Origin of the sequence: Caballeronia sp. LZ016 (assembly GCF_031450805.1) — a bacterium.
Classification (GTDB): Bacteria; Pseudomonadota; Gammaproteobacteria; order Burkholderiales; family Burkholderiaceae; genus Caballeronia.
The window spans coordinates 73229-95669 of record NZ_JARTVY010000001.1 but is presented as its reverse complement, the minus strand read 5'-3'; the positions used below and the strand labels follow the sequence as shown (position 1 = coordinate 95669).

Annotated in this window: 23 protein-coding genes and 3 tRNA genes; 13 read left to right on the top strand and 13 right to left on the bottom strand. The window is 62.8% G+C overall.

From position 1 onward, the window contains the following. The first annotated feature begins 12 nt into the window (after window positions 1-12). The 3 genes from minC (at window position 13) to minE (ending at window position 1950) form a co-directional block, all read left to right on the top strand. A complete protein-coding gene (minC, locus tag P9220_RS00475; protein ID WP_309763066.1) occupies window positions 13-792 on the top strand; it encodes a septum site-determining protein MinC in 780 nt (259 codons plus the stop codon). Between the two features lie 78 nt (window positions 793-870). Next, the gene (minD, locus tag P9220_RS00470; RefSeq protein ID WP_309763065.1) at window positions 871-1686 is read left to right on the top strand and encodes a septum site-determining protein MinD; all 816 of its coding nucleotides are present in this window, start codon (window positions 871-873) and stop codon (window positions 1684-1686) included. Window positions 1687-1695: 9 nt separating this feature from the next. Then, a complete protein-coding gene (gene minE, locus P9220_RS00465) occupies window positions 1696-1950 on the top strand; it encodes a cell division topological specificity factor MinE (RefSeq protein ID WP_049655730.1) in 255 nt (84 codons plus the stop codon). 121 nt (window positions 1951-2071) lie between these two features. Here the strand turns inward: minE and P9220_RS00460 are convergent, their stop codons facing one another. Together P9220_RS00460 and P9220_RS00455 are read right to left on the bottom strand one after the other, a co-directional pair. Further along, a complete protein-coding gene (locus P9220_RS00460; protein ID WP_309763064.1) occupies window positions 2072-3439 on the bottom strand; it encodes a chloride channel protein in 1368 nt (455 codons plus the stop codon). 270 nt (window positions 3440-3709) lie between these two features. Beyond that, complete coding sequence (locus P9220_RS00455; RefSeq protein WP_309763063.1) at window positions 3710-3889, bottom strand: hypothetical protein; 180 nt, start codon at window positions 3887-3889, stop codon at window positions 3710-3712. A gap of 225 nt (window positions 3890-4114) precedes the next feature. On the opposite strand from P9220_RS00455, the gene opgC reads away from it, so the two are divergent. Beyond that, entirely contained in the window at window positions 4115-5314 is a 1200-nt protein-coding gene (gene opgC / locus P9220_RS00450; RefSeq protein WP_309763062.1) for an OpgC domain-containing protein, read from the top strand. Between the two features lie 15 nt (window positions 5315-5329). Here opgC and P9220_RS00445 read toward each other — a convergent pair whose 3' ends face one another. Beyond that, window positions 5330-6634, bottom strand: coding sequence for an MFS transporter (locus P9220_RS00445; RefSeq protein ID WP_309763061.1), 1305 nt, complete (start codon window positions 6632-6634; stop codon window positions 5330-5332). Between the two features lie 261 nt (window positions 6635-6895). Then, a complete protein-coding gene (locus P9220_RS00440; protein WP_309763060.1) occupies window positions 6896-7387 on the bottom strand; it encodes a TonB family protein in 492 nt (163 codons plus the stop codon). Window positions 7388-7495: 108 nt separating this feature from the next. On the opposite strand from P9220_RS00440, the gene P9220_RS00435 reads away from it, so the two are divergent. Continuing rightward, on the top strand, window positions 7496-7654 hold the full coding sequence (locus P9220_RS00435; protein ID WP_309763059.1) for a hypothetical protein: 159 nt from the start codon (window positions 7496-7498) through the stop codon (window positions 7652-7654). Window positions 7655-7716: 62 nt separating this feature from the next. Beyond that, window positions 7717-7860, top strand: a complete 144-nt coding sequence (locus tag P9220_RS00430) for a hypothetical protein (protein ID WP_309763058.1) — start codon at window positions 7717-7719, stop codon at window positions 7858-7860. A 13-nt stretch (window positions 7861-7873) separates the two neighbouring features. Here the strand turns inward: P9220_RS00430 and P9220_RS00425 are convergent, their stop codons facing one another. After that, window positions 7874-8197, bottom strand: coding sequence for a hypothetical protein (locus P9220_RS00425; RefSeq protein ID WP_309763057.1), 324 nt, complete (start codon window positions 8195-8197; stop codon window positions 7874-7876). Window positions 8198-9351: 1154 nt separating this feature from the next. Between P9220_RS00425 and P9220_RS00420 the strand changes: the two genes are divergently transcribed. After that, on the top strand, window positions 9352-9708 hold the full coding sequence (locus P9220_RS00420; protein WP_309763056.1) for a hypothetical protein: 357 nt from the start codon (window positions 9352-9354) through the stop codon (window positions 9706-9708). Between the two features lie 530 nt (window positions 9709-10238). Here P9220_RS00420 and P9220_RS00415 read toward each other — a convergent pair. From P9220_RS00415 to rph, 5 genes are all read right to left on the bottom strand, one after another. Then, a tRNA-Ser gene (locus P9220_RS00415) sits at window positions 10239-10328 on the bottom strand. 45 nt (window positions 10329-10373) lie between these two features. Next, entirely contained in the window at window positions 10374-11582 is a 1209-nt protein-coding gene (locus tag P9220_RS00410) for an MFS transporter (protein WP_309765324.1), read from the bottom strand. Between the two features lie 11 nt (window positions 11583-11593). Beyond that, window positions 11594-12817 carry a radical SAM family heme chaperone HemW gene (gene hemW, locus P9220_RS00405; protein ID WP_309763055.1) on the bottom strand — a complete coding sequence of 408 codons (1224 nt, stop codon included), beginning with the start codon at window positions 12815-12817 and terminating at the stop codon, window positions 11594-11596. Beyond that, window positions 12814-13413: an RdgB/HAM1 family non-canonical purine NTP pyrophosphatase gene (gene rdgB / locus P9220_RS00400; RefSeq protein ID WP_309765323.1), complete on the bottom strand. Its 600-nt coding sequence runs from the start codon at window positions 13411-13413 to the stop codon at window positions 12814-12816. The genes hemW and rdgB overlap by 4 nt, the downstream gene beginning before the upstream one ends. A 10-nt stretch (window positions 13414-13423) precedes the next feature. Continuing rightward, window positions 13424-14164 (bottom strand): ribonuclease PH, encoded by a 741-nt coding sequence (rph, locus tag P9220_RS00395; RefSeq protein WP_309765322.1) that lies wholly within the window; start codon window positions 14162-14164, stop codon window positions 13424-13426. A gap of 290 nt (window positions 14165-14454) precedes the next feature. On the opposite strand from rph, the gene P9220_RS00390 reads away from it, so the two are divergent. The 5 genes from P9220_RS00390 to P9220_RS00370 all read left to right on the top strand — a co-directional run bounded on the left by P9220_RS00390 (window position 14455) and on the right by P9220_RS00370 (window position 19447). Beyond that, on the top strand, window positions 14455-15399 hold the full coding sequence (locus P9220_RS00390) for a YicC/YloC family endoribonuclease (RefSeq protein ID WP_309763054.1): 945 nt from the start codon (window positions 14455-14457) through the stop codon (window positions 15397-15399). Between the two features lie 9 nt (window positions 15400-15408). Beyond that, window positions 15409-16083 (top strand): guanylate kinase, encoded by a 675-nt coding sequence (gmk, locus tag P9220_RS00385; protein WP_309763053.1) that lies wholly within the window; start codon window positions 15409-15411, stop codon window positions 16081-16083. A 69-nt stretch (window positions 16084-16152) separates the two neighbouring features. Further along, window positions 16153-16356 (top strand): DNA-directed RNA polymerase subunit omega, encoded by a 204-nt coding sequence (gene rpoZ / locus P9220_RS00380; protein WP_006025620.1) that lies wholly within the window; start codon window positions 16153-16155, stop codon window positions 16354-16356. A gap of 184 nt (window positions 16357-16540) precedes the next feature. Beyond that, window positions 16541-18886 carry a RelA/SpoT family protein gene (locus tag P9220_RS00375; protein WP_404980450.1) on the top strand — a complete coding sequence of 782 codons (2346 nt, stop codon included), beginning with the start codon at window positions 16541-16543 and terminating at the stop codon, window positions 18884-18886. Window positions 18887-18955: 69 nt separating this feature from the next. Beyond that, window positions 18956-19447 carry a phage protein NinX family protein gene (locus P9220_RS00370; RefSeq protein WP_309763052.1) on the top strand — a complete coding sequence of 164 codons (492 nt, stop codon included), beginning with the start codon at window positions 18956-18958 and terminating at the stop codon, window positions 19445-19447. Between the two features lie 410 nt (window positions 19448-19857). Here P9220_RS00370 and P9220_RS00365 read toward each other — a convergent pair. Together P9220_RS00365 and P9220_RS00360 are read right to left on the bottom strand one after the other, a co-directional pair. Then, window positions 19858-19934: transfer RNA gene (locus P9220_RS00365), tRNA-Arg, on the bottom strand. A gap of 86 nt (window positions 19935-20020) precedes the next feature. Further along, window positions 20021-20097: transfer RNA gene (locus P9220_RS00360), tRNA-Arg, on the bottom strand. A gap of 190 nt (window positions 20098-20287) precedes the next feature. On the opposite strand from P9220_RS00360, the gene greB reads away from it, so the two are divergent. Further along, window positions 20288-20839: a transcription elongation factor GreB gene (gene greB / locus P9220_RS00355; RefSeq protein WP_309763051.1), complete on the top strand. Its 552-nt coding sequence runs from the start codon at window positions 20288-20290 to the stop codon at window positions 20837-20839. A gap of 76 nt (window positions 20840-20915) precedes the next feature. Here greB and P9220_RS00350 read toward each other — a convergent pair whose 3' ends face one another. Continuing rightward, window positions 20916-22070, bottom strand: a complete 1155-nt coding sequence (locus P9220_RS00350) for a porin (RefSeq protein ID WP_309763050.1) — start codon at window positions 22068-22070, stop codon at window positions 20916-20918. Window positions 22071-22441: the final 371 nt, after the last annotated feature.

Below are 22441 nucleotides of genomic sequence, written 5' to 3'. Positions count from 1 at the left end.
TTGGCCGTTCCTATGTCGCTCAACAAAACGCCCTTCTTCGAACTGCGCAGCGGCTCCGTCGACACGCTTCTCTTCGTCGTCAAGACTCCCGACCTCGATGCCCTTCGCACCGAACTCACACGGCGCTTCGAAGCGACTCCCGAATTTTTCGCGAACGACGTCGTCGCCATCGACGTGCGGCGGCTCGCTTCGGCTGAAGGCGGCGAAGGCGAGCGTGTATCGCTGGCGGAGCTGGAGGCGCTGTTGAAGAGCGTGCACATGCGTCCCGTGGGCGTCGTCGCATTGCCGTCGCAGACGTGGGCGATCCAGTGGGCGAACGCGGGCGGCCTGCCCATGCTCGAAGCGCGCGACCGTCGTGGTTCACCGAAGCCTTCGGTGGATGAAGCGAAGCCCAACACCGAAGCCGCCGCCGTCATCGAAGCGGCCGTCGCGAAGGAGCCGCCGCCCGCGCTGCCGCAACCCGCGACCATCATCGACCGGCCGCTGCGCTCGGGGCAGCAGGTGTATGCGAAGGGCGATCTCATCGTGCTCGGGCTGGTGTCGTACGGGGCCGAGGTCATCGCGGAAGGGAACATCCATATCTATGCGCCGTTGCGTGGCCGCGCGCTCGCCGGCGTGCACGGCAATCTCGATGCGCGCATCTTCTGCACGTGCCTCGAGCCGGAACTGATTTCCATCGCCGGAATCTACCGGACGACCGAGAACCCCCTCGCAGCCGATGTGCAAAGCAAGCCCGTGCAGATCTGGCTCGACGAAGAAAAACTCATGATCGAACCGCTGCGGCTGACCTGAAGCCGCGCGCCCGCTGCGTTTGGCGCGCGCTCATGCACGAGGCGCGAGCGGACCTATTGACGAACACAAGGTACTTGTATGGCAAAAATCATTGTGGTGACTTCGGGGAAGGGCGGCGTCGGCAAGACGACCACCAGCGCAAGCTTCGCATCGGCGCTCGCGATTCGCGGCCACAAGACGGCCGTGATCGACTTCGACGTCGGTCTGCGCAACCTCGACCTCATCATGGGCTGTGAACGCCGCGTCGTGTACGACCTGATCAACGTCATTCAGGGCGAAGCGAACCTGCACCAGGCGCTCATCAAGGACAAGAAATGCGAGAACCTTTATATCCTTCCGGCGTCTCAGACGCGTGACAAGGACGCATTGACGCTCGAAGGCGTCGAGAAGGTCATCGACGAACTCATCAAGATGGACTTCGAGTACATCGTGTGCGATTCCCCCGCGGGCATCGAATCCGGCGCGCTGATGGCGATGCACTTCGCGGACGAAGCGCTCATCGTGACGAATCCGGAAGTGTCGTCGGTGCGCGACTCGGACCGCATTCTCGGCATTCTCGCATCGAAGACGAAGCGCGCGATGGAAGGCAAGGAGCCCGTCAAGGAACACCTGCTCATCACACGCTACAACCCGAAGCGCGTGTCGGAAGGCGAGATGCTGTCGCTCAACGACATCCAGGAAATCCTGCGTATCGAGCTGATCGGCGTGATTCCGGAATCGGAAGCGGTGCTGCATGCATCGAACCAGGGTCTGCCGGCCGTGCATCTCGACGGCACCGATGTCGCGGAATCCTACAAGGACGTGGTGTCGCGTTTCCTCGGCGAGGAAAAGGCGCTGCGTTTCACTGACTACCAGAAGCCTGGCCTGCTGCAACGCATCTTCGGCACCAAGTAAGGGGACGCAATGTCGATTCTTTCGTTTTTGCTGGGCGAGAAAAAGAAGTCCGCTACGGTCGCGAAGGAACGCTTGCAGTTGATCATTGCGCACGAGCGCGCGGGTGGCAGAGCCGCCGCCGATTATCTGCCGGCGTTGCAACGGGAACTCGTTGCCGTGATTTCGAAGTACGTGAAGATTTCCGATGACGATATTCGAGTGAGCCTCGAACGTCAGGACGATCTCGAAGTGCTGGAAGTGAAGATCGAGATTCCGCAGGCGTAACGCGCCTTCGCGCATCGCGCGGCGTCATCCGCTTGGCGCGGGGCGTCGCCAAATGAAAAAAGCCAGGATCGGTTGGAACCTGGCTTTTTGCTTTTGCGCGCTATCGTTTGCGTGCCGCGATTCACGTCCGTTTTTCGACGCGCGTCTCTTCGGCTTCCGGCACTTCCGGCGATGGCGCTTGCGGCGCCACAGGCGTCAGATAGCGCTCCGACAGCGCTTCATAGAGCGGCGGCGCGAACGCGCGCGACACGCGGCTCGAGATGAGTGCAGTCGCCATCAGCGAGATCACGAGCGCGTGGCCGTTGATCATCTCCATCACGATGACGAACGCCGTGATCGGCGACTGCGTGACGGCGGCGAGATAGCCGACCATCGCGAGCGCGATCAGCATCGGCAACGGCATGTCGGTGAAGAGCATGTGGATCACGTTGCCGAAGCCCGCGCCAATGGAGAGCGACGGCGCAAAGATGCCACCGGGGATGCCCGGCAGATACGAGCCGATCATCGACACCATTTTCAGCAGCGGATAAAACACCGACAGATGCTCGCGTCCTTCGAGCAGGCCGCGTGCTTCCGCGTAGCCGCTGCCGAACGTCGTGCCACCCGACACGACGCCCACTACAGCGATGACGAGCCCGCACAGCGCCGCGAAGACGACCGGACGCGACGCGTGCAGTGTGCGCAGCGGCGCGGGAATCCATTTCGCCGTATTGAGCAGCAGCCAGCAGAAGACGCCGCCCGCAATGCCGGTAATGACCGCCGTGACGACGACCGCCACCGCGAGCAGACTGGGAAAGTGCGCGCCGACGTCGATGGTGCCGAAGTACGTGTAGTTGCCGTTCAGCCCCAGCGCGACGATACCCGCGATGATGATGCCCGTGATCAGCACGCCGCTTGCGCGCGTCGAGAAACTGCGCGTGAGTTCCTCGATCGCGAACACGATGCCCGCAAGCGGCGTGTTGAACGCCGCCGACAAGCCGGCCGCCGCGCCCGCCAGCACGAGTTGCCGTTCGATCAGCGAATTCGAACGCGGATAGAAGCGCCGCATGTTGAACATCAGCGCCGCGCCGACTTGCACGGTCGGTCCTTCGCGTCCGATCGTGAAGCCGCCGAGAATCGCGATGAACGAGACGGCGATCTTGCTCGCGAGAATCTTCAGCGTCAGCAGCCGCCTGCCTGCCGCCGCCGATGTCGGACTATGCAGCACGGCGATGACCTGCGGGATGCCGCTGCCTTCCGAGCCGCGAAAGAAACTGCGCGTGAGAAAGACGCACAGCGCCGCGACCGCCGGCGTCACGATGAGCGGCAGCCACGGATGCCCGGCGCGATAGTGCATGAAAAGGTCGTAGCCCCAGTCGATGAGCCGCGCGTAGTACACCGCGACGAGACCGACGAGGATCGCACCCAGCCAGAAGATGCCGTAGCGCCGCCAGAGACTGCGCGTGCGGCGCGTGGTGAGGGTCGAGAGGGAGCGGAGCGCTCGGAGCATGCGTTAGCCGTCGCTTTCGAAGGAGCGCCGATTATAACGACCATCTCATAAACGATGGCGCGCCGCGCGAGAAGCGAAAGACCGCCAGAAAAAAGAACAGGCGCGAGGCTTTCGCCGGGCGCCCAGGAAACGCTCCCACAAAGCAGGAGCGGAGAGGAGAAGAGCGCCGCGCGCGCCGGAAGAGATTCGTCGGCAAGCGCGGCATTACACGTTCGGACTAGACCCTGTGATGGAAGTTCAATCGACTTTCGAACTTCTTCGCTCGATCGATCAAGCCGTAAGTACTTCGAAAGCAACGACTGCTGCGATCGCGCCGAGATTGGCGATGACCGCTTCGCACACGACCCCGCGCCATGTCGCGGGGCGGAACCGGATCGCAAGCAGGAGGGCGACGGACAGCGCGATGGCGATCATCGCGACGAGATGCGAGGTTTGAAAAAAGAGGCGCATGGTGGTCCCCGTTGAATGCCTTGCTTCGATCGAGTATAGGCACGCCGCGTTCAGCGGCAAACCGGCAGAAACGCCATATTCCCGCCACATTGCGGACGGCGTTCAGGTGTTAGCTTTGATGCACGCATTTCAGGGAATCTTTCAGCAAGGCCGGTTACCAACCCGCATGCGCGCAATCGTCCCTGAGAGGCGCGCCCGACCGCAGTCCGTTGGAGCTTCCGATCGATGACTTCCCCGACCACACGTTCTCTCGAAGTCGATTTCTTCCGGGGAATCGTGCTGCTGGTCATCGCGGTCGACCATATATCGGGAAGCGTGTTGTCGCACTTCACGCTGCATCGCTACGCGTTCTGCGACTCCGCTGAAGTCTTCGTCTTTCTTGGCGGTTATGCGTCGGCGGCGGCTTACACGGCGCTCGCGACTCGCCGTGGCAACCCGGCCGCTCGCCGACGCTTTTTCAGACGAAGCTGGGAGATCTATCGCGCGTATCTTCTGACGGCGATGCTGATGCTGCTCTGCGGCGCGCTCCTGATGTTCCTTCGGATCGATTCGCCGATGCTGCAGTACACCGAATGGCCTGCGCTGCTCGGGCGTCCCTTCGGCCTGATGCTCGATGTCGCGACGTTGCGTCAGCAGCCGTATCTGTCGTCGGTGCTGCCGATGTATGCGCTCTTCGCCCTTGCCGTGCCGGTCGCCGCGCCGCTCGCGCAACGCAGGCCCGTCGCCGTGATGTTCGGGAGCCTGCTGCTGTGGCTCGCCGCCGCGCCGCTCGCGCATGCGCTGCCGGCATCGTATGCGCAGGCATGGTCCTTCAACCCTTTTGCCTGGCAGCTCATGTTCGTGGCGGGCGTGCTGGCGCGCGCGCAGCCGGTCAGCGCCACGTTTCACGCGAGCCGGACCGCGCGCTGGCTCACGTGCGTCGCGGTCGCGTTCGCGCTGACGTTTGCGTTCGCCAAGCTCTTTCTCGAGACGCAGGCGCCGCCGGGATACATGAAGCAGAACCTCGCGACGCTGCGCATCGTGAGTTTCGCGGTCGTCGCGTGGATCGTTGCGCGGGCGGTGTATCGAGGATGGATAGGCGACCTCGCGCGCAGGCTGCCGGGCGTCGTCACGGTGGGGCAGCAGGGGCTCGTGTGCTTCATCGCGGGCACCTGCGTGTCGCTCGTGCTGGATACGGCGCTGCGCGTGATGGGCGTCGATCAGCTTGGACGGACGCCGTCGCACTGGCTCGCGGGGCTCGCCGCCGATGCGCTCGCCGTCGGCGTGCTGCTATGGCTCGCGCGCGTTTGGGCGGATCGCAAGGCGGCGAAGGCGGTCCGAGCGAAAGAGGCGGCGCGCGCCGGCGCGAAACCGGCGCGGCGGCTGCCGGTCATCGAGCAGCGGCCGGCGCCCGCGCATGCCGTCGACCGGCGGCGCGAGCGCTGAGCGTATCGGCTCCGATCACTCCAGCGTGATATCGCGCGTTTCGCGCATGGCCAGCACGGCGAAGAGACTCACCGCCGCCGCCACCGACACATAAGCGCCGACCCACGCCAGCCCGCCGCGATTGGCGAGCAGTTGCGCGATATACGGCGCCACCGATGCGCCCAGAATCCCGCCCAGGTTGTAGGCGACGCCCGCGCCCGTGTAACGCACGTTCGTCGGGAAGAGTTCGGGCAGAAGCGCGCCCATCGGTGCGAAGGTGACGCCCATCAGGAACAGTTCGATCACCAGGAAGAGCGCGACGTAAGCCGTGTTGCCGCTGCCGAGCAACGGCGACATCGCGAAGCCCGAGAGGATCGCCGCGATGCAGCCGACGGCCAGCACCGGCTTGCGGCCGAAGCGGTCGCTGGCGATGGCGGAAATCGGCGTGGCGATCGCCATGAACAGCACGGCGAAGCACAGCAGGCCGAGGAACTTTTCGCGCGAGAAGTGCAGCGTCGCGACGCCGTAGGACAGCGAAAAGACCGTCGAGATATAGAACAGCGTGTAGCAGACGACCATCGCGAGCGCGCCCAGCAGCGTCGGCCCGAGATGGCGGCCGAGCAGCGTCGCGATGGGCACGCGCACGCGCTCCTGTCGCTCGAGTGCGGCGCGGAACGCAGGCGTTTCCGCAATTTTCAGGCGCACGTAGAGGCCGAGCGCCACCAGCACCGCGCTGACGATGAACGGGACGCGCCAGCCCCAGCTGCGGAACTGCTCGTCGGAAAGGGAGAGGGCGAGCCCGAAGAACAATCCGTTCGACGCCAGGAACCCGACCGATGGCCCCAGTTGCGGAAACATGCCGAAGAGACCGCGCTTGCCCTTCGGCGCATATTCGGTCGCGAGCAGCGCCGCGCCGCCCCATTCGCCGCCGAGCCCGATGCCTTGCCCGAAGCGCAGGATGCACAACAGCACGGGCGCAAGACTGCCGATGGAATCGTAGCCCGGCACGAAGCCGATGAGCGTCGTGGAAACGCCCATCACGAGCAGGGAGGCGACGAGCGTCGACTTGCGCCCGACGCGATCGCCGAAATGCCCGAACAGGAACGAGCCGACCGGACGCGCGAGAAACGCGATGCCGAACGTGACGAACGCCGACAACGCCTGCGCCGCCGGCGATCCGTGCGGGAAGAACACCGGTCCGATGACAAGCGCGGCGGCGGTCGCGTACACGTAGAAGTCGTAGAACTCGATCGCGGTTCCGATGAAGCTCGCGAAGATCACGCGCGAGGTGCTTTGGGCTTTATCGCCGGAATTTTCGGCGGAAAGCGGGGTTGAGGACATGGTGTCTCCGTTTCATGAAACGCTGTTGCGCGCATCGACGGCACATGGACGATGGCGCTCGGTCATGCTTTTATAGGGATTGGATACGATGCCTCGTGCTGCGCGGGAGTGGTGCGCGAGGCGGTGCGGCGTGGCCGCATGGGCGCTTCGCACGGCGCGCGGGGTCGGCGCGCGGCGAAGGCGGTGCCGGTGGAGCCGGCAGGGGTGTCAAAAATTATATCGACCGGGCGCGGGGAGCGCCAACTCGTTCGCCGGCGCGCGCTAATCGATGGTCGTCGCTTGCGGCGAGTGCGATGTCTGCAGCTGGAACTGGCCGTTGTCGTTGAACATCCATCCTTCGAAAAGCTCGATCTGTCCGCTGCCGTTCAGGAGCCGCGCGGGCGGCGCGGGCAGCGGCGCGGATCGACGCAGCGACGCGAGCGCGGTGGCTTCGGCTTCATCGTCCCCGTTCGTGCGATACACCGACGAGTGCACCACCCGCCCGCTGCGATCGACGGTGAACGAGACGAGGACGAAGGAGCGAAGCATCGCCTGCGGCGTGCCACGCAGCACGAGCGACGGATTGCGCTCGAAGATGCGCTCGGCGATGCGCGCCTTGTAGTCGTCGAGTGTCGGGCTGGGCGCGGGTGTGGCGGGCGCCGTGGCGCGCGCCTGCAGCACGCCCGGCGGCGGCGTGATGGTGCAGGCGGTGGTCGCGAGAAGGAGCATCGACGCGAGGCAGATGCCCGACCGTCGCAGGAATATGGCGAACATGAGCGAAAGAACGGGTGACGCGATGATTCAATAGTAGTCGGTGGTGGCGTCGACGGGTGCATAACTTGCTATCGATGGTTCACCATCGAACGGAGAAAGGAGGGAGTCATGAGCAGCGAAGCGAATCGGCCTGAAGACGCGCAGCCCGCCGAGCATAGCGACAACGAGAAGAGCAAGCTGCCGGAGCGTGACGATGCAGGTCGCAAGCAGGCGCCGAACGACCAGCCGGGGAAAGAGCCGGGCGAAGGCGAGCCGCCGGTGGGTTGAGCGCAGCGCCGGTGCGGTGCTAAGGTAGGGGCGAGGCGCCCCGTGCCTCTTGGGAGAATGCCATGTCACCCGCTAACGATCCCCCTTCCAACGGCGCGCCTGAGCAACAACCCCCGCCGTCACCGGACGAGAACGCATCCGTTCCCGATGCCGACAAGGCCGAGCCGGCGCCGCACGAGCGTCCTGTCAGGACGGACGACAACTGACGCGAGGTCCGCATCAGTCGCGGTACGGCTTGACCAGTTCGGCGCAGCGCAGCGGCGTGATGGAACGCGTGGCGGCGGAATCGGTCGCGCGCGTTTCCACGCAGCGATAGACGCTGTTTGTCTTTTGCAGGAGGTAGGTGTCTTCGGGCAGCCCCGTGCTGCGCGCGGCGACGCTCGTCGTGCTGACCATCGTGTAGCCGTTCTGAATGAGGTCGAAGAGCGTTGTTTCAGATGCGCGCCATTGGGCGTTGGGTGTTTCTTCGGCGCGGGTGGACGGGGCCATGGCGAGCGGCGCGAGCGCGAGAAGAATTGCCGGGATGCCGCTTGGAAATTTCATGCACGGTGCTCCGCGTAAGGAATGGAGGCGTGTTAGATAGAGCGCAGGCGAGGGCGTTCCAAAGCGAATGCATCGCATGCGGGCGTGCAGGGGCACGTATCCTCATAGGTCGATTGCCGATGCCCGCGAGCTGAGCTGAGAAGGCAACGGGAGCGCTTCAATCAACGAACCCGACTCAGGCGCATCTTTTTACGCTGCTTCGCAGCGCGGTCCTTATTGGAAACGTTACCCCATTGGCTTTTCAGAATAACGCACTGGTTTCGTTTCGCCGTTTTGTGGTACTTCTGACGCTCTCTTTCAAGACAGCGGAGAGGTAAGGAACGCAATGTTTCACCTTGGTCCGGACTACGGCATTCACGACGAAAACAACCGGTACACATATCTGTTTTGGCAGAGCATTCATCGATCGGTTTATCTCAGCGTGAGAAATCCACGTATGTTTTTTCCGGCTAGCCATTACTGTTTTTGCACAAACCGGAATGCCACGGAAGTGACTCGCGAAGAGATAGACGCTATCACCATAGCCATGAGAGTCGCCCGCCACGCATTCCTCAACCGTTTCACCGTGATTCGATTATCGAGCTCCGACTCTGACTTGCGTTCGGCGCTCGGTCGCTCCGATAGGTCCTTTCCGCATTGGGTATGGCGGGAAACAAGGGAGATCGCGCAGGCCGTGCGCGAAGCGGTGACGCGAGGCGATTCGATTTTCGTGCCGACGCCCGATGACTTGCGAGTCTGCGTGAAGTCAATTCAGGAAGACCGGCGCAAGCCGCAGGCGATTACCGCGCAATCCGAGCGGTTCAAAAGTACGGCGGGGGGCTGCGAATGCCCCAGGAGGTCGATGAGCCATCGAGCCTGTCAGAAGTTACACCGCTTGCAGACGCCCAGCCGTTCGAATATTCGCCGGACATGCCAGACGGTGACGTGTGGGACGTTGCAAAGACGCCGAATCTCGGGGAACCGGGAAGCTGGTACACGAACTCCGGCAGCGGTCAAATGCGGCTCTATGGTTCTGACGGCAGGCCCGTAGTTGATCTGGATTTCGATCATGTCCACAACGGCTTACGGCCGCACGCGCATAAGTGGGGAACCGGGGGCCGCGATACCGGATACGACGTAGTTCCTTTTAGCCCTTGGTCCTATTAAGAGGATGTATGCAATCGTTCCATGATTGGTTCCGGGTCGGCGTCTCGCTGGATATGGGGACTCATGAGTTAACCATTCAACTTTGCGACGACTTCAAGAAACGCCGCGCCAGCATCTACTTCGAAGGGGCTACTCGTTTCATCGTCGAGGGATTCGTTGCTCAGAACGTCGTCTACAGTTTGACGCTACTGACGGAGTCCTCGACTGAATACGCAGTGGCACGAAAGGCATTGGAGGAGGCGCATCCCTGGGGTGATAACTGGCCCATGAAGAAGATCGCAAGAATCTCCGCGTCGCTCGGCGCCGAGGCAACGGTTGAATTCGACAGGATGCGGTCGGTCGAAGTCGACTCTCATAACCAGTGAGAACACAAAGCTAACATTGCACCGGCAGTAACAGGATGCGGTTGTATGTGAGCGATGGCAGCGGTTGTGGACCTCGACTTCGATCATGACCATGAACAAAGCGTATCGCACGCCCAGAAATGGAGCGTCAAGTTCTTTCACCGGGAAAGATAGTTGCGGGCGCCGCTCACTACTCTTCCGTTGACCAGCGGATGATTACTTCCAGATTCACGCCCGTTCAAACCCTTGCCGATGCACCCAATTTTCACGACGCCGAACTTGTTGCGGTGGAGCATGATCCGGACTCGCGGTCGCTCCGTCTTTCCGAGCGGCGCTGTGACAGCGTCGTGACCACCATGCATGCGCAGGCTCGAACGGGGTTCGCTGACGACGGAAGGGCGCTTTCGTCGGAACAGTTTTTCGCGCTTTCGCAGACGGTGAGGGCGAGCACTGTAGCCGTTCAACGTTGAGCGCCTTGTCTGATCGGCTGAAAGGCCGGTTGCGAAAAGGCCCCGTAAGTCACTTGACTGACGGGGCCTTTGTTCTGTCGCTGGCGGAGGCGGTGAGATTCGAACTCACGGAAGGATCGCTCCTTCGCCGGTTTTCAAGACCGGTGCCTTAAACCGCTCGGCCACACCTCCAGCAAGGCGCGTATTGTAGCGCAACTCGCCAGCCGGAAGAAACGCTCAGCCTTCCAGCGTGCGCGTCGCCTTCAGCGCGGGGAAAAGCCGCATCCACAGCAATGCAACCGCAATCGTGCCGATACCCCCGATCAGCACCGCCGGCACCGCGCCGAACAGGCCCGCCGTCATCCCCGATTCGAATTCGCCGAGCTGGTTCGACGTCCCTATGAAAAGCGAATTGATCGCGCCGACGCGTCCGCGCATCTCGTCCGGCGTCTGCAATTGAACGAGCGACATGCGCACGACCACGCTGATCACATCCGATGCGCCCAGCGCCGCCAGCGCGATCAGCGACACATAGAGATTGCTCGACAGCCCGAACACGATCGTCGCGATGCCGAACGCGATCACGCCGCCGAAAAGCGCCGTCCCCGCGCGCCGTCGCAGCGGAAAATGCGCAAGCCAGATCGATCCGGCCAACGCGCCCGCCGCCGGCGCGGCCCGCAACACGCCCAGCCCCCACGGACCGGTATGCAGGATGTCACGCGCGAACACGGGCAGCAGCGCCGTCGCGCCGCCAAGCAGCACCGCAAAGAGATCGAGCGACAGCGCACCGAGAATCACCGGCTTGCTTCGAATGAAGCCGATCCCGCTGAACAACGCCGCAAACGACAAAGGCGCACGCATGCGGACGGCTTCGTCGATGCGGATCGCCCCGACCGCGCAAGCCGCGACGATGAACGCGACCGTCACCGCGCCATAAACGGTCGACGCGCCGAGCCCGTAAAGCAGGCCACCCATCGCCGGGCCAAGGATCTGCGCGGTCTGATTCGCCGATGTCGACCACGCGCTCGCGTGCTGCAACTGGTTGCGCGCGACGAGATTCGGCAGCAGCGCCGCCATCGATGGCGATTCGAATGCGCGCGCAGCGCCGGTGATCATCGCGATCGCGTAGATCGGCCCGACGTGGTCCCAGCCGCGCCACGCCCCGAAGCACAGCACCAGCGCCGCGATGCCCTCGATCGTCTGACAGACGTACGCAATGGTGCGCCGGTCATAGCGATCCGCCACATGCCCGACCACGAGCGTGAGCACGAACATCGGCAGGAACTGCGCGAGCCCGACGAGCCCGAGCGCAAACGCGCTGTGCGTGATCGAATAGACCTGCCATCCGATCGCGACCGACATCATCTGAAACGCCACCGACGACATCACCCGCGCGCTCCAGAAAAGCGCGAACGGACGATGCCGCATCACCGAGCCGGGCGCCATCGTCGGCGCGCTCAACGGTCCGTATCCTTCAGGAACAGCTCCTGCAGATCGTTCAGAAACCGCTGGCCGAGTTCGGTCGGCGCAATGCGCTCGAAATCGCGCGTGATGAGTCCGCGCTTCTCCGCTTCGACGAGCGCGGGCTCGATGGCGGACATCGCCAGGCCCGTGCGCTCGACGAACGCGTGCACCGGAAAACCCTCGACCAGCCGCAGCGTGTTCAGCATGAACTCGAAAGGCAGATCGCGCGGACCGACTTCACGCTCTTCCTGAACCGCGCTCTGCCCGGACGACAACGCCTGATCCATATACGTCGACGGATGCTTGAAGCGCGCCTGCCGCACGATCTTCTGCGGAAAGGACAGCTTGGTATGCGCGCCGGCACCGATGCCGAGATAGTCGCCGAAACGCCAGTAGTTCAGATTGTGCCGGCTCTGCCGATGCGGCTTCGCATACGCCGATACTTCGTAGCGCTCGTAGCCCGCATCTCGCGTGCGCTCGTGAATCCAGTCCTGCATGTCGGCGGCGGCATCGTCGTCGGGCAAGGCGGGCGGATACTTCGCAAAGAGCGTGTTCGGCTCCATCGTCAGGTGATACAGCGACAGATGCGGCGGCGCGAACGCAATCGCCGTCTCGATGTCCTGCCGGCATTCGGCGAGCGTCTGCTGCGGCAACGCGAACATCAGATCGAGATTGAAGTTGTCGAAGTGCTTCCCGGCGATCTCCACCGCGCGCCTGGCTTGCGTCGCATCGTGGATGCGCCCGAGCGCCTTCAGATGCGCCTCGTTGAAGCTCTGAATGCCGATCGACAGGCGATTCACCCCGCTTGCCCGATACTGCGCGAACTTCTCGGCTTCGAACGTGCCCGGGTTGGCTTCGAGCGTGATCTCCGCGTCGGCGTCGAGGGGGAGCAGGGCGCGGGCATCGGACAACAAGCGATCGAGCTTCTTCGCCGAGAGCAACGACGGCGTGCCGCCGCCGATGAAGATGGTATGGACCTGACGTCCCCATACGAGCGGCAACGCGCTTTCGAGATCGGCGCGCAACGCATCGAGATAACGGTCTTCGGGGAAGGTATCGTCCTTCGATTCGTGCGAGTTGAAATCGCAGTACGGACACTTGCGCACGCACCACGGAAAATGCACATAAAGCGAAAGCGGCGGCAGCGACGTGAGCCGGATGCTTCCCGGCGACGTGAACGCCTGAACGACATTGATCGTCTTCGGTCCCGTGCTCACGCCAGTTCCTTCAGCCGTTGCAGCAGATCACGCAGCGCGAGCGCACGATGGCTCAGCGCGTTCTTGCGTGCGGGCTCGAGTTCGGCGGCCGTCGCGTTGAGCGTCGGCAGAAAGAAATAAGGATCGTAGCCGAAGCCGTTCGCGCCGCGCGGCGCATCGATTACTTCGCCATGCCAACGGCCTTCCGCGATGAGCGGTTCGGGATCGTTCGCATGCCGCACCAGCACGAGCACGCAGAAATAGTAAGCGCGGCGGTCGGTCTCGCTCGCGAGGTCCGCGACGAGCCGCGCATTGTTGGCGGCGTCGCTTTTTTCGCCGCCGTTGATCATCGCGTAGCGCGCCGAATAGACGCCGGGTGCGCCGTTCAGCGCACGCACGCAGAGGCCGGAGTCGTCCGCGAGCGCGGGCAGGCCCGTCAGCGACGACGCGTGACGCGCCTTCGCCAGCGCATTCTCGACGAACGTCGCATGGGGCTCTTCCGCTTCCGGCACGCCGAGCTCGCCCTGCGCGATAAGTTCGATGCCCGCCGCCCCCAGCAGCGATGCGAATTCGCGCAGCTTGCCCGCGTTATTGGACGCGAGCACCACGCGCTTCATGCCGTGCGTATCAGACACCTTCGATCTCCAGCGCGGCCTTCTGCTTCGCGATCAGCGCCCTGATTCCGCTATCCGCGAGATCGAGCAGCGCGTTCATTTCGTCACGCGAGAACGGCGCGCCTTCCGCCGTGCCCTGCACCTCGACGAAACCGCCTGCGCCCGTCATCACGACGTTCATGTCGGTATCGCATTGCGAGTCTTCTTCGTAGTCGAGATCGAGCACCGGCGATCCATCGAAGATGCCGACCGAAATCGCAGCGACGAAGTCCTTCACCGGCGATTGCGCGATGCGCCCGCTTGCCAGCAGCTTCGTTGCCGCATCGTGCGCGGCGACGAACGCGCCGGTGATGCTCGCCGTGCGCGTGCCGCCGTCCGCCTGGATCACGTCGCAATCGATATGCAGCGTGCGCGGGCCGAGCGCGTTCAGGTCGAACACCGAGCGCAGCGCGCGGCCGATCAAACGCTGGATTTCCTGCGTGCGGCCCGTCTGCTTGCCACGCGCGGCTTCGCGGTCGCTGCGCGTGTGCGTCGCGCGCGGCAGCATGCCGTATTCCGCGGTCAGCCAGCCTTGCTCGCGTCCGCTCAGAAACGCAGGCACGCGCTCGGCGATGCTCGCCGTGCAGATCACCTTGGTATCGCCGAACTCGACGAGCACCGATCCTTCCGCGTGCTTTGTGTAATGCCGCGTGATGCGAACATCGCGCAACTGATTGTCGCGACGGCCGCTCGGACGTGGAATGGAAGGCTTCAGCAGGGGAGAGTCGGTCATGGTGATCCGCAGTAAGAGAGGTCAGGCGCGGCTTCGAATCCGAGCGCGCCGGGTGAAGCAATTTTATCGTCATTCAACGGGTGGCGTTGCCGGGCGCGGCGGGGATCGGATGTTTCGGGCGCGCCTTTCCGGGCGGCCCGCGCGGCAAAAATGGGATAATGCCGATTCATCGCCCGGCGGCACGCGCGTGCCCATCCCAATGCACCTTCAGACACGCCGGGCGTTTCGTTGAACCGGCCTTCGCAAGCAAGGCTCACATCGCGGGACGGACCATGATCTACAGCATGACAGGCTATGCCAGCGCGACGCGGGAAGTCGTCGCGAATGGCGCGGGACCCAATGGCGCGGGCGGTTCGGGCGTCGGCGTATCGGTCGAATTGCGCACGGTGAATTCGCGCTTTCTCGACCTGAATTTCCGCATGCCCGAAGACGTGCGCGCGACGGAACCGCAACTGCGCGAAATGCTGATGACGAAGCTCTCGCGCGGCAAGGTCGATATTCGCATCAACCTGAATCGCGTCGAGCAGACGGCGAACGCGGGCGCGCTCAATCGCGATGCGCTCACGCAACTCGCGACGCTCGAGCGCGCGGTGCTCGACGTTTTCCCCGATGCGGAGCGCATGCGCACCGGCGAGATTCTTCGCTGGCCGGGCGTGCTGGCGGAAAGCTCGGTGTCGCCGGAAACGCTGCGCGAAGCGGTGCTCGCGTGCGGCAAGCAGGCCATCGCCGATCTCATCGACGTGCGCGCGCGTGAAGGCGCGGCGCTTGGCAACGTGCTCGTCAGCAACGTGACGGAAATGGAAGCGATCGTCGCGCGCATCACGCCGCTCGTGCCGGAACTCATCGCCAAGCATCAGCAGAAGATCGTCGAGCGATTGCAGGATGCGCTCGGCATCGCGACTGCCGAGAACGCCGCGACGACGAGCGTGCCGCGCGAAGAGATTGCCGAGCGCATCCGTCAGGAGGTGACGATGTACGGCATTCGTATCGACATCGCCGAAGAGTTGCAGCGGCTGACCGCGCACCTCGCCGAAACGCGCCACGTGCTGCAGAAGGGCGGCAAGGTCGGCAAGCGGCTCGACTTCATGATGCAGGAGCTCAATCGCGAAGCGAACACGCTCGGCTCCAAGGCGGCCGCGAAGGAACTCGCGGATGCATCGATGACGCTCAAGCTGCTCATCGAACAGATGCGCGAACAAGTACAGAATCTGGAGTAACGCAACATCATGCCGAACACCACACATCGCTCGCATAGCAACTATACGGGCGTCTATCCCGGCAACCTGTTCATGGTGGTCGCGCCGTCGGGCGCGGGCAAGTCCACGCTCGTCAACGCGCTGCTCGCCCAGGACCCGGCCATTCGCCTGTCGGTGTCGTACACCACGCGCGATCCGCGTCCGATGGAAACCAACGGCGTGCAATATCACTTCGTGTCGGTCGAAGACTTCATGGAACGGCACGACAAGGGCGAGTTCCTCGAGAGCGCCGAGGTCCACGGCAATTACTACGCGACCTCGCGCCTGTGGATCGAAGACCAGATGAAGATGGGCCACGACGTGCTGCTCGAAATCGACTGGCAGGGCGCGCAACAGGTCAAGAAGCAGTTCCGGAACGCGGTGGAGATTTTCATTCTGCCGCCGTCGCTCGATGCGCTCGAAGACCGGCTCAAGAAGCGCGGACAGGACTCCGAAAAAGTGATCGTGCGACGCCTGCTCGCGGCGGGCAGCGAGATGGCGCATGCATCGGAGGCGGAGTATGTGGTCATCAACGAGAACTTCGATCGCGCGCTCACCGAACTGCAATGCCTCGTCACGGCGACGCGCCTGCGCTTCACGTCTCAATACGCGCGTCATACGCAGCTTTTCGTCGACCTCGGCATTCATCCCTCGCACGCGTCGTGACGCGAGCCGTGGCCGGGGCGTATCGGTCACATAAGGTAGAATAAAACTCATATTGAGAAGGAAACAAACATGGCCCGCATTACCGTCGAAGACTGCCTGAAACAAATTCCGAATCGCTTCGAGCTGGCGCTCGCGGCAACGTATCGTGCGCGCCAGCTGGCGCAAGGTCACACCCCGAAGATCGAAAGCCGCGACAAGCCGACCGTCGTCGCGCTGCGCGAAATCGCAGCGGGGCAAGTCGGCGTCGAAATGCTGAAGAAGGTGCCCGTCTAAGGGCCGCCGGCTTCAACGTCCGGCTTCAACGTCTTATCGCATCACACGCGTTTCATTTCCTGCAACCGGCGCGACAGATCGTCAAGCGGCGCGTCACACGAACACGGAGGCGAACTTGAGTCAGACACCGTTGCCCGTCTCCGCGTCAGTGGACCCCGAGATCGAGACCCAGACCGATCCCGAGATCGATCAGGACGCGCTTCTCGACGCCGACAAGCCGCACGCCGCGCGCAAGTACATCGATGCGGTCCTCGAACAGTCGTTTCGCCACCTGTTCGGCCCGACCGCGACGCCCGAGCAGCCGCGCAAGCACGATGTCGTTTCCATCGCGAACCTGACGAACGCGCTCGCGAGCTATATCTCGGCCGACGAGATCAAGGAAGTCAAGGCGGCGTTCCATTTCAGCGACGAAGCGCATCTCGGGCAGTATCGCCAGAGCGGCGAGCCGTACATCACGCATCCGGTGGCGGTCGCCGAAATCTGCGCGGGCTGGAAGCTGGATGCACAATCGATCATGGCGGCGCTCCTGCACGACGTGATCGAAGACCAGGGCGTGACCAAGACCGAAATCGCGGAGCGCTTCGGCGCGAAAGTCGCGGAACTGGTCGACGGCTTGTCGAAGCTCGACAAGATGGAGTTCCGCAATCGCGAGGAAGCGCAGGCGGAAAACTTCCGCAAGATGTTGCTCGCGATGGCGCGCGACGTCCGCGTGATTCTCGTCAAGCTCGCGGACCGGCTGCACAACATGCGCACCCTCGGTGCGGTGCCGCCGGAAAAGCGGCGGCGCGTGGCGCGCGAAACGCTGGACATCTACGCGCCGATTGCACATCGGCTCGGTCTCAACAATACCTATCGCGAACTGCAGGACCTGAGCTTCGCGAACTTCAATCCGAACCGCTACGCCACGCTCGAAAAAGCGGTGAAGGCGGCGCGCGGCAACCGGCGCGAAGTGGTCGGCAAGATTCTCGAAGCGGTGCAGCGCACCATCGCGGATGCAAAGATTTGCGCGGAAGTCACCGGCCGCGAAAAGACCATCTACAGCATCTACAAGAAGATGCGCGACAAGCAGTTGTCGTTCTCGCAGGTGCTGGACGTCTACGGCTTTCGCGTCGTCGTCGAAAGCGCGCTGGAGTGCTACACATGCATCGGCGCGTTGCATGCGCTCTACAAGCCCGTGCCGGGCAAGTTCAAGGATTACATCGCGATTCCGAAGGTCAACGGCTATCAGTCGTTGCACACGACGCTCGTCGGGCCGTTCGGCGCGCCCATCGAGTTTCAGATTCGCACCCGCAAGATGCATGAAATCGCCGAAGCGGGCGTCGCGGCGCACTGGCTTTACAAAAACGGCGGCGCGGATCTCAACGATGTGCAGAAGCGCGCGCATCAGTGGTTGAAGTCGCTGCTCGACATTCAGAGCGAAGCCGGCGATTCGAGCGAATTCCTCGAACACGTCAAGATCGATCTGTTCCCGGACGCGGTCTACGTTTTCACGCCGAAGTCGAAGATCATGCCGCTGCCGCGCGGCGCGACCGCGCTCGACTTCGCGTATTCGATCCACAGCGACCTGGGCAACCAGTGCGTCGCGGTGAAGATCAACAACGAGCTTCTGCCGCTGCGCACGGAGCTGAAGAGCGGCGATATCGTCGAAGTGATCACCGCGCCGTATTCGAAGCCGAATCCGGCGTGGCTCGGTTTCGTACGCACCGGAAAGGCGCGCTCGGCCATTCGTCACTATCTCAAGACGATGCGCCTGAACGAGTCGGTGCAACTTGGCGAGCGGCTCGTCGATCAAAGTCTGAAGGGCTATGGCCTCGCGCTCTCCGAAGTCACGCCGGAAGTGTGGGAAAAGCTCGTGCAGTGGACCGGCAACAAGACTCGCCAGGAAATTTTCGCGGACATCGGTCTCGGCCGGCGCGTCGCGGCGGTGATGGCGAAGCGCATCGAAGTCTTGATGAACGGCATCGCCGATGATGACGAGCATCCGCATCGCGAGCATCACCATACGAACACCGCGCCGCCGGTGGTGATCACGGGCACGGAAGGCATGTCGGTGCAGTTGTCGCCGTGCTGCCGTCCGATTCCCGGCGACAACATCATGGGCTATATCGGCATCGGGCTCGGCATGGCGATTCACACGACCGAATGCCGCGTCGCCCAACGCATTCATCGGCGCGATCCGGGCCGCTGGATCGACGTCGCGTGGGCGCCGCAGCCGGGCCGCCTGTTCGATGTCGCCGTCAAGGTGCTCGTCAGGAACACCAAGGGCGTGTTTGCTCGCGTCGCGGCGGACATCACGTCGGCGGACGCGAACATCGTCCATATCGCGATGGACGAAGACGTCTCGCAGGAAGCGAAGCTGCTGCGTTTCGTGATCCAGGTGAGCGACCGCGTGCACCTCGCCAACGTGATGCGCCGCGTGCGCACCAACCACGACGTGATGCGCATCGCGCGGGAGCGTCCGAGCGACGAGCCGCATCATCGCAATCAGGACGGCGGCATGCGTGTCGACCGCGAACGCGCCGACTACTGAGCGGCGCGGGAACGCGGCGTGCATGCCTTTTGTCATTGTCATTCGACTGAAAGCATGGGAAGCGCCGCAATGAATACATCCGATCTCGAAGGCGCCACGCTCGACTACTGGGTCGCGCGAGGGCTGCATGACTTCATCCGAGAAATCTACTTCACCGATAGTGGGGAGACGCTTTCCATTCGCGGCAATGATCGCGGGAAGGCATGGGACGGGCGGTTCTTGCCGTCGACTTCCTGGGAGGCGGCTTCTGTCGTCCTCGAGCGCGCCTGCCGGCTCGAGATGAGCGATCACGGGCGGGGCGAAGTGCAATGTACCGTGACCTTCGGTGCGGATGGGCAGCCGGTGGAGGGGCGGGGACCGTCGTTGCGCATCGCGCTGCTGCGGGCGTTCGTGCGGCACGCTTTCGGTGAGTCCGTCGAGGATGTTTATCTACGGCATCCCCAGACGTTGCTTGGAACTCAGGCCGAATCTATTGGTGAGCAAAGTGCTGTCAGTACGACGGGGGATGTCCCCGTGCCTGAAGGGCGGATCGGCGATGTCAGGTCGGCGCCGCGGCCTTGAGTTTTTTCTTGTGCCTTGCGGCGCGGCCCCGCGGCGCTTGCTTCGTGTCGGTTTATTAGGCTGCGCCTCGCCGAGGCGGGGCCGATTTTCTTCGCTGTCGGCCAGAGTTGGCGCTTTGGCGCCTTACGCTGGTCCCATGCAAAGAAAGGAGCTTTCACACCGCCCGCAGCATGCCCGGCGCGATCGCACTTGCCCTAGCAGCGGCAATCGCTTAAGTGTCGGCCGCATAGGCAGTACGGGTTAGGTGCGATTAGCCACTGTGGCACCGCGCACTCCACTTAGTGGTGAGCGGCTCATTCATCCGGCACAGCGCTTGGCGCTGCCGTGGAGTGCTCTGCCGTTGGGTGCCTCACTCGATTTGCGCCGCGCCAAACGAAAAGGGCCTTCCGTATGGAAGGCCCTTCGAAAAATGGCGCGGCTGGCAGGATTCGAACCCACGACCCCTTGGTTCGTAGCCAAGTACTCTATCCAACTGAGCTACAGCCGCACGCAAAACGGTACTGCTATGTTACTTCGACGCGCTTGTGGTTAAGCGCTCGATGCCTTCGTTCCAAACGAAAACACCGGAATGAGTGGCGCGGCTGGCAGGATTCGAACCCACGACCCCTTGGTTCGTAGCCAAGTACTCTATCCAACTGAGCTACAGCCGCACGCAGAAGCGGAATTATAGCGAAGCCTTTTTCAAAAAGGAAGAGTTTTCGACCGAAAGATCGACGCATCGTTTGCATTCGACCGCTGCCGCCACCATCGCGCAGTCAGGTCCGATCGCGCTTCGCCCCTTGGGGCGTGGTAAGTTGATGGTCTGAACCCATCCGCAGAATACTGAAACTGGTTGGTACGATGAACAAGGCATTTGTCAAAGAATCGGACGAGAGCGACGACGACCTCGAACTGAACCAGCCCGATGTCCCGGCCGGCGCCAAGAACTACATCACGCCGGCAGGGCATGAGAGGCTGCGCAGCGAGTTGCTGCAGCTCCTCGATACCGAACGTCCCGAAGTCGTCAGGCTCGTGTCCTGGGCGGCGTCCAACGGCGATCGTTCGGAGAATGGCGATTACATCTACGGCAAGCGCCGTCTGCGTGAAATCGACCGCCGCATCCGCTTCCTGACCAAGCGCCTCGACCTCGCGGAAGTCGTGGATGCGCGCAAGCAGGAAAACGTCGACCAGGTGTTCTTTGGCGCGACGGTCGACTACGCGGGCGACGACGGAATCGTGCATACGGTGACGATCGTCGGTATCGACGAGGTCGATCTCGATCGCGGCCACGTCAGCTGGATCTCGCCGGTCGCGCGTGCGCTGCTCAAGGCCAGGATCGGCGATACGGTGCCGCTGCACACGCCCGCAGGCGTTCAGCAGATCGATATTCTCGACGTGCGTTATCCGCGCTGAAACCGAACCGGAAACGCAGAACGAAAAAAAGCCGCTCCGAAGAGCGGCTTTTTCACAACTGTGCTGCGGATACGGCTTAGAAGCGGTGACGAACGCCAACCGTTGCCGAAACCTGGTTCGACGACGACGACATACCGACGCCGTTGATCGTCGCGCCCAGATCCGAGCCGTCCAGGCCGGTCACGTGCTGGTACTCGCCCTGCAGGTACACGTCGGTACGCTTCGACAGCGCGTACGCCGTTTGCAGGTCGACCTGATGCCACTTCGGGGCGATACCGTCGATGCGGCTGTTCGTGTACGTGTAGTTCGCAGCGAGCGACAAAGCCGGCGTCAGGTTGTAACGGCCGTTGACTTCGTAGTTCGTGAAGCGAACGTGGCCGTTCGACAGGTTGAAGGGCGAGCCCGTCTGCGTGCCGACCGCGCTGATTTGCGTAGCGTTGTCCAGCATCGTCTGCGTGAACACGAAACCGACCGTCGCCGGACCGAACGCGTAGTTGATGCCGCCGCCGAACACGCGCTGACGGCCTGCGACGAACGGAGCGTCGCCAGCAACTGCGCCGCCTGCTTGCAGCGGATTGTTGCCGTTGTTCAGCTGCATGTACGCACCGGCGATGTTCAACGGACCGTAGTTGTACGACACGCCTGCGCTGTATTCACGGTTGTTCGAGAAACCGCCGGCTGCGTTCGAGAAGCCATACTGTGCGCCGAACTTGAAGCCAGCGTAGTTAGCGCTCGTGTACTTGACCGAGTTGTTGACGCGGAACGTGTTGTCCAGGTTGTCGTTGTCGAACGGGTGGGCGAACTGCGTGCCGCCGTATTGCGTACCCGTCAGCGCCAGAGGCCCGAGGAAGTCGACCACGGAGTCATACTGACGGCCAAGCGTGATCGCGCCGAACTGGTTGCTCGACAGACCGACGAAAGCCTGACGGCCGAACTCACGACCGCCCTGGCCGTTCGTGCCGTTCATGATGTTGAAGCCGTTCTCCAACGTGAAGATCGCCTTCAGACCGCCACCCAGGTCTTCAGAACCACGCAGGCCCCAACGGCTGCCGTTGACCGAGCCGCTCGTCGCCTTCCAGTTGCTATGGCCAGGGCCGCCGACCGTCGTCACGTTGTTGTTCGTGTAGGTGATGCCCGCATCGATCAGGCCGTACAGCGTGACGCTGCTTTGCGCGTGGGCAGCGGTAGCGAAAACGCCCGACAGGGCAGCGACCATGAGAGTCTTTTTCATCTTTGTAACTCCGAGAGCAGTTTGGGCCTAAGGGTCCCAGGCTTTGAGGAAACCTCCGTGCGGCGCGCTGCGAGAGGCGCGGCCACCGGAGCAATGCGTCCGAAGGTGCGACACATTTGTTTCCGGACCAGACGAAGTGTAAAGACGGCGTTACAAAGCGGATGTTCCAGAATCCGCAATAAATCATTCTGCAATCAGCAATGATCGCCCGACGGCGTTTTCTCCTTTATACACAAGGGTTTATAAGCGAATAAAGTCGTAAGGGCGTGGGTGTCAACAAGACAGCGTTGCGCAAGTGCTACATGAAACCGGGGCATTCGCAATGGGAAAATGCCGAAGTGATGATTGTTGATGGTAATGAAACAGACGTT